General features: G+C 59.9%; 12 protein-coding genes and 1 other RNA gene. 4 read left to right on the top strand and 9 right to left on the bottom strand.

Annotation, left to right across the window (positions count from 1 at the left end; genetic code table 11):
• Positions 1–156: 156 nt before the first annotated feature.
• Positions 157–1,266 (top strand): cystathionine gamma-lyase, encoded by a 1,110-nt coding sequence (locus tag P2W41_RS07765; RefSeq protein WP_292896455.1) that lies wholly within the window; start codon positions 157–159, stop codon positions 1,264–1,266.
• Between the two features lie 72 nt (positions 1,267–1,338).
• Here the strand turns inward: P2W41_RS07765 and rnpB are convergent.
• The 9 genes from rnpB to P2W41_RS07720 all read right to left on the bottom strand — a co-directional run bounded on the left by rnpB (position 1,339) and on the right by P2W41_RS07720 (position 8,183).
• An RNA gene (rnpB, locus tag P2W41_RS07760) (RNase P RNA component class A) lies at positions 1,339–1,779 on the bottom strand.
• A gap of 80 nt (positions 1,780–1,859) precedes the next feature.
• Positions 1,860–2,549, bottom strand: coding sequence for a lytic transglycosylase domain-containing protein (locus P2W41_RS07755; RefSeq protein WP_292896457.1), 690 nt, complete (start codon positions 2,547–2,549; stop codon positions 1,860–1,862).
• 186 nt (positions 2,550–2,735) lie between these two features.
• Positions 2,736–3,521, bottom strand: coding sequence for an N-acetylmuramoyl-L-alanine amidase (locus P2W41_RS07750; protein WP_404934771.1), 786 nt, complete (start codon positions 3,519–3,521; stop codon positions 2,736–2,738).
• Between the two features lie 2 nt (positions 3,522–3,523).
• The gene (locus tag P2W41_RS07745) at positions 3,524–4,234 is read right to left on the bottom strand and encodes a TerB family tellurite resistance protein (RefSeq protein ID WP_404934770.1); all 711 of its coding nucleotides are present in this window, start codon (positions 4,232–4,234) and stop codon (positions 3,524–3,526) included.
• Between the two features lie 169 nt (positions 4,235–4,403).
• Positions 4,404–4,589, bottom strand: a complete 186-nt coding sequence (locus P2W41_RS07740) for a hypothetical protein (protein ID WP_229448873.1) — start codon at positions 4,587–4,589, stop codon at positions 4,404–4,406.
• A 143-nt stretch (positions 4,590–4,732) separates the two neighbouring features.
• On the bottom strand, positions 4,733–5,254 hold the full coding sequence (locus tag P2W41_RS07735) for a winged helix DNA-binding protein (RefSeq protein WP_292896465.1): 522 nt from the start codon (positions 5,252–5,254) through the stop codon (positions 4,733–4,735).
• A gap of 2 nt (positions 5,255–5,256) precedes the next feature.
• On the bottom strand, positions 5,257–6,561 hold the full coding sequence (locus P2W41_RS07730) for a TRAP transporter large permease (protein ID WP_404934769.1): 1,305 nt from the start codon (positions 6,559–6,561) through the stop codon (positions 5,257–5,259).
• A complete protein-coding gene (locus P2W41_RS07725) occupies positions 6,561–7,112 on the bottom strand; it encodes a TRAP transporter small permease (protein WP_292896469.1) in 552 nt (183 codons plus the stop codon). The genes P2W41_RS07730 and P2W41_RS07725 overlap by 1 nt, the downstream gene beginning before the upstream one ends.
• A 99-nt stretch (positions 7,113–7,211) precedes the next feature.
• Positions 7,212–8,183: a TRAP transporter substrate-binding protein gene (locus tag P2W41_RS07720; RefSeq protein ID WP_404934768.1), complete on the bottom strand. Its 972-nt coding sequence runs from the start codon at positions 8,181–8,183 to the stop codon at positions 7,212–7,214.
• A gap of 159 nt (positions 8,184–8,342) precedes the next feature.
• On the opposite strand from P2W41_RS07720, the gene P2W41_RS07715 reads away from it, so the two are divergent.
• The 3 genes from P2W41_RS07715 (at position 8,343) to P2W41_RS07705 (ending at position 14,099) form a co-directional block, all read left to right on the top strand.
• Positions 8,343–11,969, top strand: a complete 3,627-nt coding sequence (locus P2W41_RS07715; protein ID WP_404934767.1) for a hydantoinase B/oxoprolinase family protein — start codon at positions 8,343–8,345, stop codon at positions 11,967–11,969.
• A 205-nt stretch (positions 11,970–12,174) separates the two neighbouring features.
• On the top strand, positions 12,175–13,419 hold the full coding sequence (locus tag P2W41_RS07710; protein ID WP_404934766.1) for a DUF3419 family protein: 1,245 nt from the start codon (positions 12,175–12,177) through the stop codon (positions 13,417–13,419).
• Between the two features lie 2 nt (positions 13,420–13,421).
• Positions 13,422–14,099, top strand: a complete 678-nt coding sequence (locus P2W41_RS07705) for a class I SAM-dependent methyltransferase (protein ID WP_404934765.1) — start codon at positions 13,422–13,424, stop codon at positions 14,097–14,099.
• Positions 14,100–14,222 lie beyond the last annotated feature (123 nt).

Here is a 14,222-nt window from a genome sequence, read left to right as displayed (position 1 = left end):
CGTCAACGGGATTAAGCTTCACAAATGCCGCAATGACAGGCGTTTTGGACATGCATCGGGCCATCGTCATTTATCGTGCATTAAGGCTAACAAAAGGTTAGGAAGAGCTTCGCGCCGCCCGGCCCGCACCCACCCGTCATGACCGCGAGGAGCCCAATGTCCGACAGCCAGAACACGCGCGCTGCAAGCCTCTCACACCTTCATTCGGGCAGCCTTCTAAAAGGCGACCCGCTCTCCACGCCGATCGTCATGAGTTCGGTGTTTCATTTGCCCGGCGACCCGGCAGGCGCGCGTCAATATGGCCGGTTCGACAATCCCACCTGGGAAGCGGTGGAGGCTGCCTTCGCCCATCTGGAGGATGCCGAAGCAATCGCGTTCCCCTCCGGCATGGCCGCCATCTCGTCGGTTTTTTTGGCCCTGCTTTCAGCTGGAGACCGGGTGCTCCTGCCCTCGGATGGCTACTACACACCCCGCGTCCTGCTTGAGAAGCATCTGAACCGGCTTGGCATCCGGTACGACACCCGACCGACCGCATCGTTTCTCGAAGGCGGGTTTGCCGGATACCGGATGGTACTCGTCGAAACACCTTCCAACCCGGGGCTTGATGTCTGCGATATCAAGGCGGTGGCAGAGGCCGCCCATGCGGCAGGCGCAATCGTTGTCGCCGACAACACAACCATGACGCCCTATGGCCAGCGCCCGCTGGATCTCGGCGTCGATCTTGTGCTTGCCGCCGACACCAAGGCCCCCAACGGACATTCCGACGTGCTTTTCGGCCATGTCGCAAGCCGCGACGCGGCGATGATCGAAACGATCCGCGAGTGGCGCAAACTTGCCGGTGTCATCCCCGGCCCCTTCGAAGCATGGCTGGTCCTGCGCGGGCTTGAAACGCTCGAGGTGCGTTTTGACCGCATGTGCTCATCCGCCGAGACCATTGCAACGCGTCTAGCCGATCATCCGGCGGTCCGGTCGGTACGCTACCCTGGCCTGAAGAGTGACCCCTCGCACGCACTTGCCAAAACCCGGATGCTCCGTTTCGGTTCGCTCGTCGGACTGACGCTCGACTCGAAAGAGCAGGCAGAGCGCTTCATCAACACCTGTCCGCTCATCGAGGCGACCACCTCGTTCGGCGGCGTTCACACCTCGGCCGAACGGCGCGCGCGATGGGGTGATGATGTGGCCGAAGGGTTCGTTCGTCTGTCGGTCGGATGCGAGCCGACAGAAGCTCTCTGGAAGGCGATCGACGCTGCATTGAAAACGGCGTAAAACTGTTCGGAATTTTCTGAAAAGGAGCCGAAATCCGTCGAATTCCGGAAAAATCGGCAAATTCCGGAAAACGGTGCCAGCCGGTCTGTAAGCCGGGTTCTGTATGGCTGCAACGCCCGAAAGCGATGCAACGTGACGGCCATTCCTCTGGGTCCGATGTTGCCATCGGCCTCAAGCAACCTACCCGAACGGCTGGGCCGGAAACGCCCTGAGAGTTTCCCCTCGCGCCATTCCTATTCGGTCTTGCTCCCGGTGGGGTTTACCATGCCGTCTTCGTTACCGTCGACGCGGTGGGCTCTTACCCCACCCTTTCACCCTGACCCCGCCAGTTTTTCGGTTCTCGGCAAATAGCTGAAAAACAACCGAAAAACAGGCGGGGCGGTCTGCTTTCTGTGGCACTTTCCCTGGGGTTGCCCCCGCCGGATGTTATCCGGCACCGTTTTTCCGTGGAGCCCGGACTTTCCTCGCAAACAGCCTTTCGGCTCTCGTCCGCGCGGCCGTCCGACCGGCTGGCAGGACGTATAAAGGGTTTCGTGCGACAAAACGCAACTCAAAACGCATGCGTTTGCACACGAAACCCCGTATTCCCGAACTTAGTGTCCGAGAATGCGCTTCACCTTCGAGCAATAACGCGAAGAGATCGGGTTCATGCGCTTTGCGCCATGGCCTGCATTGTATTTCAGAATCGTCCCGCAGGTCGTGCCTCCACCAAGCTTGTGCGCCTTGGCGAGATACTTCATGCCATACTTGATGTTGGTGTCGGGATTGTAGAGCCCCTTGGCCGAGCCGCGATAGCCCATCATGCGAGCCGTGGCCGGTTTGATCTGCATAAGGCCGATTTCGCCGGCCGCACCACGTGCATTGGCACGGAAGTTACTCTCGACCCGAACCACCGCATTGGCCAGTGAAACCGGTACACCGTACGCCGAAGCGTATTGTGCGATAATCGTCTGATAGGAACCGCCCTTACCGCTCGAACGGACGGTCGATTTCACGGAGGTCTTCTTCCTGGCGGACTTCGTAGCCGCTTTCTTGGTGGCCTTTGCTGGCTTGACGGACGCGGTGGTGGTCATATCGACCTTGCTCGCCTGGGAACCTTTTCCGCCACGAATGATTGTCCGAAGCAGATTGGGAGCATCTTCGCCTTTGGCTGCTTTCTCCGTACTCTTTTTGGCAGATTGCTGAGCAATCACCTGTGCGTAATTCGCCTTCTCACCAGCATGAGACAAAGAAGTTGCAGCGCCGACAGCGATCGCTGCCGCGAGTAAGGTTGTGATTTTCATTTCGACCCGTAACTCTGAGCCGCGGCATTTTGCGCGGCAGGTTTTCCTTTTCACGAGGCCGGGACCAGGTCCCACGACCTCAACACGGGTCGGTGTGTTGCAGGCGAAGGGGAAACAAAAAAGGCGCTTCAATTCAAAAAATATGAATCGATGAAATTTTGCGCCAGTCTTGGGAGTGAGTGATCGTCAGGGAGAAGAATCAATCACAGTTGAATTATACAACAATTTCCGCAGAATTATGCATGTTGTCGCATCGGCCAGGCCACTAACTTCTAAAGGCCTGAAATGTCTTTGAAATTCTCGGACGACCGTTTGTGTCTGCCCATCGTAAACACCGTTGACCTCGATGTTGTACCCATAACGCTTCAGCAATCTCTGGAGCGCCTGAACAGCTGGCCCGTCATCCTCCGGGCCAAGGACGCGTCCACCTGAAACCGGTGATATTGCGACAAATTGGCCAAGTCCCGCCCGAGCCAGACGCTCCCAGGGGAACCGTTCTCCCGGATCCACCTTGCGGCCTGGGGCGATGTCGGAGTGGGCAAGCACTCGATTTTGCGAGATGCCGTGACGCCTGCAGATATCCCGCCCGAGTTTCAGAACGGCATCGACCTGAATCTCCGGGAATTCCGGCAATCCCTTGGGGTGCCCGGCGTTGGCAATCTCTATGCCGATGGACCAGGAATTCACGTCATCGCGCCCCTGCCAGGTGCCGCGACCCGCATGCCATGCACGGTCAGCCTCGCGGACCATCTGCACGATGCGTCCATCCTCATGAACGAGATAATGACACGAAACCTCGCTCTCCGGAGCGCAAAGCCAGTCCTGCGCGCTCTGGCCCGTCTCCATTCCGGTGTAATGAAGGATGAGAGCATCGGGAGTGTAGCCATTCCGCCGCTCGCCAAAATTAGGGGACGGGCAAATCTCCGCCCCTTTGAAATCCGGCTCAAATGAGGCTTCTTTCAGGACGTCCACACTCAAGCGCGCACCTGCGCTTTCTCAATACTCTCATAGGCCGCATTGATCGCGGCAAGACGGGTGTTCGCGATGGCCAGAAATTCTTCGGGAACGCCACGGGCGATAAGCCTGTCCGGGTGGTTCTCCGCGACCAGTTTCCGATAATGGCGCTTGATCTCATTGAACGGCGCGCCCTGCTCGATCCCCAGCACAAGATAGGGATTGCCGTCTCCCTTGATCGCATGCCGTGAAAGGATCTGTTCGAAATGGTCTTCGCCAATTTCGAAGATCTCTGCGACGCGTTGCAGAAACGCCGCCTCCCGTTCGTGTATCACACCATCGGCCTTTGCAATGTGGAACAGCGCATCGAGAATGTCCTCAAGAACCATGCAGTTGGGTCCGCCATAGCCGCACAGATTCGCCATCTGATGAGCGTAAGCCTCAAAGCCTGCCACATCCTGCTGGGCAAGGCTGTAAAGACGCGCAACATTGGCCTGCTCATTGCGCGGAACAGAAAATATCTCGTGAAACGCCTGCACCTCGTCCTGCGTGACGATACCATCTGCCTTGGCCATTTTGGCTGAAAGAGCAATGATCGCGACTGAAAAGGCGACGCGCCGGCGCAATTGTGGATCGCCTTCGAACACCGTTCGGATTGCCTCGACCATCGCCGACAGCGCATTGCCCGGCGCGCGTGTGATAAAATCTGTTATACGGTCCCAAAACGTCATGTCGGTTTTGTAACCGCAAACGCTCGGGATTTCGAGGCGCAGTTTGGCGCAAGCAAAACCGGATGGTACCTTCGCACCATCCGGTCTCTGGTTCAGGCACTCAATACGCAGCCTGACGGGTCATGTTCCTTTTGGCTGACCCTTGTTGGCTGGCCTTGGAGGCTGGCCTTTATTGGCTCGTCGTATCCTGATCCTGCATCGGCTCAGCTTCCGGAGCAGCAGCCGGCGGATCCATCGGGGTCGCATCCTGCTGCTCGGGCTCGATGCTCTGGGTGGTCGTGTTGTCGCCTTCGCTGCAGGCAGCAAGTCCAAGAAGGGCGAGGCCCGAAACGGTGGCGGCTAGAAACTTTTTCATATCCACTCTCCATACAAAGCGCATCTCAAAAGCGCGTCGCCGCGCTCACAACAGGGAAATGCGCACGCCGGCATGGAGTTTCGTCACGTTGAGTGACCATCCGTAACGATGTGAGATTGTGGCCATATCGACAGGGCCTGCCTCTAAAGGCTGGTCGCACTGCGAGCGGCCTGATCGTATTGCCCGGAGAGCGCATGCATCACGGCCGCGATGCCAGACAGCGCCTCCTCATCGAGTTTGAGCCGCTTGGTGCTGGCAACAAGCAGAGCCTCGCGAACCTCATGGTAGCGCTCACAGGCTGCCGCTCCTTCCGCAGTAGCCTTGACGGTCTTTTCCTTGCCCCTGCGCCCGGTCTTGACCAGGCCGAGCGCCGCTAGTTTCTTGATGGCATAGGAAGCGACGTGCACATCTTCGATGTTGAACATCATGCACAGTTCCGAAAGCGTCTTTTCCCGATTTCGATGATTGACGGCGTGCAGGATCTGTACGGCAGTGGGCTGAAGCCCGGGAACGCCCGCAGCCGCCATGCACCGCACCATCCAGCGCTCGAAAGAATGGCTCATCACGGTCATCGCAAATTCGATCTCCGACAGCGCCGGCATGGCACCGGCGGCCAGATGGGCCGCAGAGACAACCGGTCCGACTTTCCTATCCGCGTTCGACATTATCACCTCGCGAGCATGGTTTGCGGCAGCCATAGCGCCAGTTGCGGGAACAGGACGATCAACACCACGGCGACGATCATCATGAGGAAGAACGGCAGTGTCATGCCGGCGACCCTGAGAATGTTGTGACCGGTCAGCCCCTGAATGACGAACAGGTTGAACCCCACCGGCGGTGTGATCTGGCTCATCTCGACCACGATCACGAGATAGATGCCGAACCAGATGATGTCGAGCCCCGCAGCCTCGACCATCGGCAGAATCACCGAAGCTGTCAGCACAACAATGGAAATGCCATCCAGAAAACAGCCCAGAACGATAAAGAATAGCGTTAGCGCAGCAAGCAATGCATAGGGCGAATAGCCCTGCCCGGCGATGAACTGAGCCAGCGCCCGTGGAATGCCCGTATAGCCCATGGCCACCGTCAAAACCGATGCGCCAGCCAGAATGAGCACGATCATGCAGGAGGTGCGTGAGGCGTTCCGCAGGGCATCGGAAAAGGTCGCGCGATTGAGCGTACCGGTGAACCACGAGAGTGCGAGCGAGAGGACCACCCCTACGACTGCCGCCTCCGTGGGAGAAGCGAAGCCGCCATATATGGAACCGATAACGCCGACAATCAGCGCGAGGATCGGAAACAGACGACGAGTCTGCCAGATGCGCTGGAGATAGGGAACGCGCGGATCGGCTTCAGGCATACGCCTGCGATTGATCAGCGACCAGGCCGCCGTATAGCCCATGAAGAGCGCTGCCAGCATCAGGCCGGGAATGACCCCGGCAATAAAAAGCCGCGCAATGGACTGCTCGGTCGCCGCCCCATAGACGATCAGGATGATTGACGGCGGGATGAGCAGGCCGAGCGTGCCGGAACCGGCAAGAGAGCCGATGGCCATGCGTTCGTCATAGCCACGCTTCTTGAGTTCGGGCAGAGACATGCGCCCGATGGTGGCCGTGGTGGCGGCAGACGAACCGGACACGGCGGCGAAGATGGCGCAGCCAAGAATGTTGACATGCAGAAGCCGCCCGGGCAGGCGCCGCATCCATGGCGCCAGTCCCGCGAACATGTCTTCTGCAAGCCGCGTGCGGAAAAGGATTTCTCCCATCCAGATAAACATGGGAAGAGCGGCAAGGTCCCAGGAATTGATGGAGCCCCAGACTGTGGTGGCCATCACCGCCCCTGGTGGCACGGGGACCATGAGAAAGATTGCCGCAAGACCGGCAATCATGAGCGCCAGGGCTACCCATAGGCCTGCCGCTAGCAGAACGAGAAGCAGGCCGCCAAGCGTCAGGGAAATGGTGAGAAGATCCATCACACTTCCTCCGCCGCGCCATCTTCATTTCCCAGATAGGAGGGGGACTTGCCGGTAAGAGCAGCGAAGAGGTCGTCGAGCAGGGCAATGGCAAAAATGCCAACTCCAAGGGCCATCATCGCCTGCGGGATCCAAAGCGGAATGGCGATGATACCGTAGGACAGCTCATTGAAGCGGTAGCTGTCAAAGGCGAGTCTTGATGCATAGTAGAAGAAGAATCCCGAGAGCGCAGCGCCAATGACAAGTACGAACACCTCGGCCAGCCGCCGCACTCGATCGGGCATGGCCGTCAATCCCAGTGTCACGCGGATCTGCGCACCGCCGCGCAGTGAGCCGGCAAGCGCCATGAATGATGCGCCCACAAGCAGAAAGCCCGCGATCTCTGCCAGCGACGGCACGAGAAATCCGAAGGGCGGCAGGCCGAAAAGGCCTATCACGGCGTCGATCACACGCCCGAACACCTGCGCGAACACCAAAAGAGCGATCACGCCGAGAGCAGCCATGGCCAGCCATTCGGCCGCGCCATAGAGCCCGTTGATTGTCTTTCTCATTGTTGTCGTCTCCGCTTCGACGGTCAGATTGCGGTTGCACGCGGCAACGCGTCTACAGGCAGCGGGGTGCTCCGCCGCCTGCAGCGCCTGTCAAAGCGTTCAGTTCTTGTAGGCTTCGAGTATGGCCTTGCCTTCATCGCCGGCATTCTCGGCCCACTCAGCAGACATTTCAGCACCGATGGCGGCCAGCCCTTCCTTGAGCTCGGCACTGGGCGCAGTCACGGTGATGCCGTTGTCTTTCAGGACCTGGGTCTTTTCCATGGTCTCCTTGACGGAAGCCTCCCAGCCCCGGGTCTCCGCAGTGGCGGCCGCCTCAAGCACGGCTGCCTGCTGTTCCTCCGGCAAAGCGTCGAATGCGGCCTTGTTTACGAAAACCATGTTGCGCGGCAGCCAAGCCTGCGCGTCGGAATAATGTGAGAGAAAATCCCAGACCTTGGAGTTGGCGCCGGTAGATGGCGACGTGATCATGGCCTCGACACGTCCGGTGGCGAAGGCCGTTGGCAGGTCCGGCACCTCGACCTGGGTCGGCAACGCGCCGGCAAGCTGCGCCAGACGCTCGGTGGCGGCATTGTATGCGCGCATCTTCAGGCCCTTGAGGTCATCGACAGATGAAATCTCCTTCTTGGTGTAGATTCCTTGCGGCGGCCACGGCACCGAGAAGAGCAATTGCAATCCCTGCTCCTCAAGCTTGGCCGCAAGCTGATCTTTCGATGCGTCATAAAGCTTCTTCGCGTCATCATAGCTGGTTGCCAGGAAGGGAATGGAGTCCACTTCATAAACCGGGTCTTCGTTGGAAAGACGCGAGCCAAGGATCTCACCAATCTGGACGAGCCCTTGACGCACCGCGTTCTTGATGTCCGGATGCTTGAAGAGTGACCCGTTTGAATGCACGGTTATCTCGAGCCCTCCGTCGGTGGCGGCTTTCACATCTTCAGCGAACTGAGTGATATTCTGGGTGTGGAAGTTGGTGTCGCCATAGGGCACCGGCATATCCCACTTTGTCTGCGCCGACGCAGATGTGGCAAAGCCGAGCGCGGCTGCGGCCAGAACGAACTTGACGGAATGATGCATGTTGATCTCCCATTTCTATAATGCAACGGAGGCGTTCCCTCACCTTCTTCGCTGCGACTTAAGAAGCGTGGCACATTCAGATAATATGTCAATAAATTATTGACGTTTTATCCGAGACATGGTTCTCCTTCCGGCAAGGATAATGCGAAGGAACCGATGATGACAGCAGGCAAATGGGATTTTTGGATCGACCGCGGCGGCACGTTCACCGACGTTATCGGCCGCGCCCCTGATGGCGGCCTGTTCGCCCGCAAGCTGCTTTCTGAAAACCCGGAAGCCTATGCCGATGCCGGCATACAGGGCATTCGCGATCATCTCGGCATAAAAAAGGGCGAGGCCATGCCCTCGCATCTGATCGGCGATGTGAAAATGGGCACGACCGTCGCCACCAACGCTCTTCTGGAACGCAAGGGCGATCGAGTGGCGCTTCTCATCACCAAGGGCTTCCGGGATGCGTTGAAGATCGCCTATCAGGCGCGGCCCGACATCTTCGCCAAGGAAATCATCCTTCCCGAGCAGCTCTATGAACGCGTGATCGAAGTGCCGGAACGCCGCCGGGTCGACGGCACGGTGGAAACGGAGCTCGACCTAGACGCCGTGAAAGACGAGATTGAGGCGGCGAAGGACGATGGCATCGACGCGGTGGCCATCGTCTTCATGCATGCCTGGAAATATCCGGAACATGAGAAAGCCGCTGCAAGCCTTTGCCGCGATTCCGGTTTCTCGCAGGTCTCTGTCAGCCACGAGACCTCACCGCTCATCAAGCTGGTGGGGCGCGGCGACACGACGGTGGTGGATGCCTATCTGTCGCCGATCCTGTCGCGCTATGTGAGCCGCGTGGCGGCAGAACTGGGCGTCGATGAGAACGGCCAAGGCCCCAGCCTCAAATTCATGATGTCGTCGGGCGGTCTGACCGCAGCCGACAAGTTTCAGGGGAAGGACGCGATCCTCTCCGGTCCTGCCGGCGGCGTGGTCGGCATGGTGGAGACCGCGCGGCTTGCCGGCTTCGACAAGGTGATCGGCTTCGACATGGGCGGCACCTCGACGGACGTGGCCCATTATGACGGAGAATATGAACGCGCCTTCGACACGGAAGTGGCGGGCGTGCGCATTCGCGCGCCGATGATGCGCATTCACACCGTGGCCGCCGGTGGCGGTTCGGTACTGCATTTCGAGGACAATCGGCTCAAGGTCGGCCCGGACTCGGCAGGCGCCAACCCCGGTCCTGCCTGCTATCGCCGTGGCGGGCCGCTGGCAGTGACCGATGCCAACGTGATGCTGGGCAAACTACAGCCCGACTTCTTCCCGGCCATTTTCGGCCCCGAGCAGAACCAACCGCTCGACGTGGACGCCGTGCGTGCGCGTTTTACCGAGCTTGCCGAAAAGCTCGGCGATGGCCGCCCCGCGGAAGCGGTGGCCGAAGGGTTTGTCACCATTGCCGTCGAAAACATGGCCAATGCGGTGAAGAAGATCTCCGTGCAGCGCGGCTATGATGTCACCGGCTATCTCCTCAACTGCTTCGGCGGCGCTGGCGGCCAGCATGCCTGCCTCGTGGCCGACGCGCTCGGCATGGAAGCGGTGCTGATCCACCCGATGTCGGGCCTGCTTTCAGCTTATGGTATCGGGCTTGCGACGGTCTTCGCCTCGCGCCAGCAGGCCCTGATGAAGCCTTTTTCGGAAAGTTCTCTCGACGCCATCGACGCGCTTTCGGCGTCGCTGCGTGAAGAGGTGCGCGCAGAGCTCGCCGATCAGGGCATTACCGGCGACAAGATCGCCTGGGCCATCAGGCTTGAAATCCGGTACGAAGGCACCGATACAACGTTGCCTGTCGCCTTCGACGGGACGCTGGAAAACGCCAGGGCTGCATTCGAAGCCGCACACAAGGCGCAATTCGGCTTCATCTATGACGACAAGCCAATGGTGGTGGAAGCCGTCAGTGTCGAGGGGCTGGACGCCGGCGACGGCCGTCCTGTCGAGCAGAAAAAGGCGACCACCGAGGCAATGCCGCAGCCTGGCGAGACGCGAGCCATCTTCTGCGACGGCGCATGGCACGATGCCGGCATCTACCGCCGCGAGACGCTGTCGCGCGGCGCGAAAGTCAACGGCCCTGCTCTCATCATCGAGGCCAATCAGACGGTTGTCGTGGAGCCCGGCTGGCAGGCCGAAATCACTGCGCTCGATCATATCCTCATGCGCCGCGTGGAGAAAAAGGCCCGCATGGCGGCACTCGGCACCGAAGCCGATCCAGTGATGCTGGAGGTCTTCAACAACCTCTTCATGTCGATTGCCGAACAGATGGGCGTGACGCTGCAGAACACCGCCTATTCGGTGAACATCAAGGAGCGGCTCGACTTCTCCTGCGCGGTCTTCGACCAGAACGGCGCGCTGGTGGCCAACGCCCCGCATATGCCGGTGCATCTGGGCTCCATGGACCGCTCGGTGGAAACCGTCATCCGGCTGAACAAGGGCAATATCCGCCCCGGCGACGTGTTCGCTCTGAACGCGCCTTACAATGGCGGCACGCATCTGCCCGATATCACGGTGGTCACGCCCGTGTTCGACGACAAGGGCAAGAACATCCTGTTCTACACTGCCTCGCGCGGCCACCATGCCGATGTCGGCGGCACCGCCCCTGGCTCCATGACGCCGCTGGCGACCACCGTGGACGAGGAAGGCGTGCTGTTCGACAATTTCAAGCTCGTCGACGGTGGCAGGTTCCGCGAACAGGAGCTGCACACGCTTCTGACCGACCACCCCTACCCGGCGCGCAATCCGCACCAGAACATTGCCGATCTGAAAGCGCAGATCGCCGCCAACGAAAAGGGCGTGGCGGAACTGCGCAAGATGATCGACCAGTTCGGCCTCGACGTGGTGCAGGCCTATATGGGTCACGTGCAGGACAATGCGGCAGAAGCCGTGCGCCGCGTGCTCGAACGCCTGCCGGATGCTTCGGAATATGAATATCCGACCGACACCGGCCAGGTGATCAGGGTGAAGATAACCGTCGACCGCGAAAAGCGTGAGGCAACGGTGGATTTTACCGGCACGTCGGCTGTCCAGAAAAACAATTTCAACGCGCCCGAACCGGTCACCCGTGCAGCCGTGCTGTATGCCTTCCGCGTGATGGTGGAAGGTCAGATCCCGATGAATGCGGGCTGCCTCAGACCCATCAACATCATGATCCCGGAAGGTTGCATGCTGCGACCCTCCTACCCGGCGGCGGTTGTGGCAGGCAATGTGGAGACGTCCCAGCACGTCACCAATGCGCTATTCGGCGCGATGAAGGCCATCGCCAACAGCCAGGGCACGATGAACAATCTGACCTTCGGCAACGAAGAATATCAGTATTACGAGACCATCTGCTCCGGCGCGCCGGCAGGCCGCATGAATGACGGGCGCGGCTTCGATGGTGCGTCGGGCGTTCATGTCCACATGACCAATTCGCGTCTGACGGATCCGGAAATCCTCGAACTGCGCTTCCCGGTTCTGCTTGAGGACTTCCACATCCGCGAAGGCTCGGGCGGCAAGGGCAAGTGGAGCGCCGGCGACGGCACGCGCCGCACGATCCGCTTCCTGGAAACCATGGAGTGCGCCATCCTCTCCTCCCACCGCAGCCGACCGCCGCGCGGTGTGGAAGGCGGCGGCGACGGCGAGATGGGCAAGACCGAGGTGCGCCGCAAGAATGGTCACGTCGAAACGCTCAAGGGCTGCGACCAGACGGTGATCAAGGCCGGTGAAGCGGTGATCGTCACCACGCCAACCGCCGGCGGGTTCGGCAAGGCGTAAAGCACTCGGAACTGCGGGCGGGGAGCACACTTCTCCGCCCGTATCGTCACAAGAGTCCCGGTTCGCGGCAGTCCGCCTTTGGACAGGCTGTGCGCAGATCCTACATCCCGCCTTTAACAGCACCGTCACACTCGGTCATTCAGCGTTCACGCGCCTGTCATGGAAGCGCAGTAGCCCCTCAGAGAAAGATTGAGGGGAGAGACCCATGACAGATCTTTCAGCCGGCACCGGCCTTTCCACACGCCGCCATCTCGGCAAGGCGGTTTATCAGAACCGGGCCACGACACGCGAAGGACTTTCCGAGCGGCTGTTCGCCCTTCTCTTCTCCGGCCTGGTTTACCCGCAAATCTGGGAAGACCCGGAAGTGGACATGGCGGCGATGGAACTCGACGAAAGCCACCGGATCGTCACCATCGCATCGGGCGGCTGCAATGTTTTGGCCTATCTTACGCGTCAGCCCGCAAGGATTGACGCTGTGGATCTGAACGCCGCTCACGTGGCGCTGAACCGGCTGAAGCTCACCGCCTTCAAGACATTGCCGGGTCACAGCGATCTACTGCGCTTTTTCGGCACCACCAACCAGCGCTCAAACAGGCAGGCCTATGAGCGCTTCATCGCACCCGCACTCGATACCCGGTCGCGCCGACACTGGGAGAAACGCGGACCGCTCGGTCGCCGTCGCATCGACGCCTTTTCCAAGAACTTTTACCGCAAGGGCCTGCTCGGCTTTTTCATAGCCACCGGTCACACGGTTGCAAGGCTCTATGGCGTAAACCCCGCAGACATCATGAAATCGCACTCGATCCGCGAGCAGAGGATCTTTTTCGACGAGCAATTGCGCCCGCTTTTCGATCGCAGACTTGTGCGCTGGGCGACATCACGCAAAGCCTCCCTATTCGGCCTGGGTATTCCGCCTGCACAGTACGATTCACTCATCACCGCCGGCAACGGCAGCATGGCAGACGTGCTCTCGAGCCGCCTTGAAAAACTCGCCTGCCATTTTCCGCTCAAGGAAAACTATTTCGCCTGGCAGGCTTTTGCACGCCACTACCCCGCACAGGACGAGGCCGCCCTGCCCGCCTATCTGGAACGCCGCAACTTTGAGACAATCCGCGCAGCAGCAGGCAATGTGACCGTGCATCACGCCAACCTGATGGATGTGCTGGGTAAAAAGCCGGCACAGAGCGTGGACCGCTATGTGTTGCTCGACGCCCAGGACTGGATGAACGATGATCAGCTCAACGCACTCTGGAGCGAAATCACGCGGACCGCGGCACCGGGCGCACGCGTCATCTTCCGCACGGCCGCAGCGCCGAGCCTGCTGCCCGGGCGCGTGCACGACAATATCCTGAACCAGTGGCACTACGAGAAAATCCGCTCACGCGAACTTTCAGCCAATGACCGTTCGGCGATCTATGGTGGCTTCCACCTTTATGTGAAAGCGGCCTGAACATGGCCATGCCGCAGACCGCTGGCCACGCGAGCCTGATGGACGGCGTTTACCGCCGCCAGCGTCACATCTACGACCTGACGCGCAAATATTATCTGCTTGGGCGTGATGGACTGATCACCGGGCTAAACGTGCCGGAGGGCGGCGCAGTGCTGGAGCTCGGTTGCGGCACCGGACGCAATCTGGCGCTCGTTTCGGACCATTATCCGAAGGCGCGGCTCTTCGGCCTCGACATCTCGCAGGAGATGCTGGTCACCGCAAGGCGTCGCATGGAGCGCGATGGGATCGATGCCCGGCTGGCTCAGGCCGACGCATCGTCTTTCGATGCCGAAGCGCTGTTCGGGCAAACCCGGTTCGACCGGGTTTTCATTTCCTATTCGCTGTCGATGATCCCGCCATGGCGCGAGACCATTGCAGCCGGCCTCGACTGCGTCGCGCCGGGTGGCTCGCTGCACATCGTGGATTTCGGCCGGCAGGAGCGGCTGCCCGGCTGGTTCCGCGCAGGACTGCGGCGCTGGCTTTCAGCATTCCACGTGACGCCGCGTGATTCACTGCGTGAAGCACTGGAATCGGAATGCGAGAAACGGGGCGCAAGCCTGCGTTTCGATTCGTCTTTTCGCGGTTACGCCGCGCAGGCGATTGTGGAAATGCCTGCGGTGCATGACACCCCGTTGCGTTGACGTGGTGCGTGGTTCGACAAGCTCACCATGAAGGAAGTGAGTTTCGCAAAACTGTTCACCAATTGATCGTAGGTTCGATCCCTACCGCCAGAGCCAAAATCACAAAACAAATCAAAGACTTAC

It is taken from the genome of Nitratireductor sp. L15S-10, assembly GCF_045011005.1.
In the GTDB taxonomy this organism is placed as follows: Bacteria; Pseudomonadota; Alphaproteobacteria; order Rhizobiales; family Rhizobiaceae; genus Nitratireductor.
Note: the sequence above shows the minus strand (reverse complement) of the source record. Positions and strands in the feature narration are given on the sequence as shown.

Coding starts and splice junctions, on each gene's coding strand:
- P2W41_RS07745 (WP_404934770.1), bottom strand. CDS start 4,234: ATGACGTTTTGGGACCGTATAACAGATTTTATCACACGCGCGCCGGGC.
- P2W41_RS07755 (WP_292896457.1), bottom strand. CDS start 2,549: ATGAAAATCACAACCTTACTCGCGGCAGCGATCGCTGTCGGCGCTGCA.
- P2W41_RS07710 (WP_404934766.1), top strand. CDS start 12,175: ATGACAGATCTTTCAGCCGGCACCGGCCTTTCCACACGCCGCCATCTC.
- P2W41_RS07740 (WP_229448873.1), bottom strand. CDS start 4,589: ATGAAAAAGTTTCTAGCCGCCACCGTTTCGGGCCTCGCCCTTCTTGGA.
- P2W41_RS07705 (WP_404934765.1), top strand. CDS start 13,422: ATGGCCATGCCGCAGACCGCTGGCCACGCGAGCCTGATGGACGGCGTT.
- P2W41_RS07725 (WP_292896469.1), bottom strand. CDS start 7,112: ATGAGAAAGACAATCAACGGGCTCTATGGCGCGGCCGAATGGCTGGCC.
- P2W41_RS07730 (WP_404934769.1), bottom strand. CDS start 6,561: ATGGATCTTCTCACCATTTCCCTGACGCTTGGCGGCCTGCTTCTCGTT.
- P2W41_RS07720 (WP_404934768.1), bottom strand. CDS start 8,183: ATGCATCATTCCGTCAAGTTCGTTCTGGCCGCAGCCGCGCTCGGCTTT.
- P2W41_RS07735 (WP_292896465.1), bottom strand. CDS start 5,254: ATGTCGAACGCGGATAGGAAAGTCGGACCGGTTGTCTCTGCGGCCCAT.
- P2W41_RS07765 (WP_292896455.1), top strand. CDS start 157: ATGTCCGACAGCCAGAACACGCGCGCTGCAAGCCTCTCACACCTTCAT.
- P2W41_RS07715 (WP_404934767.1), top strand. CDS start 8,343: ATGACAGCAGGCAAATGGGATTTTTGGATCGACCGCGGCGGCACGTTC.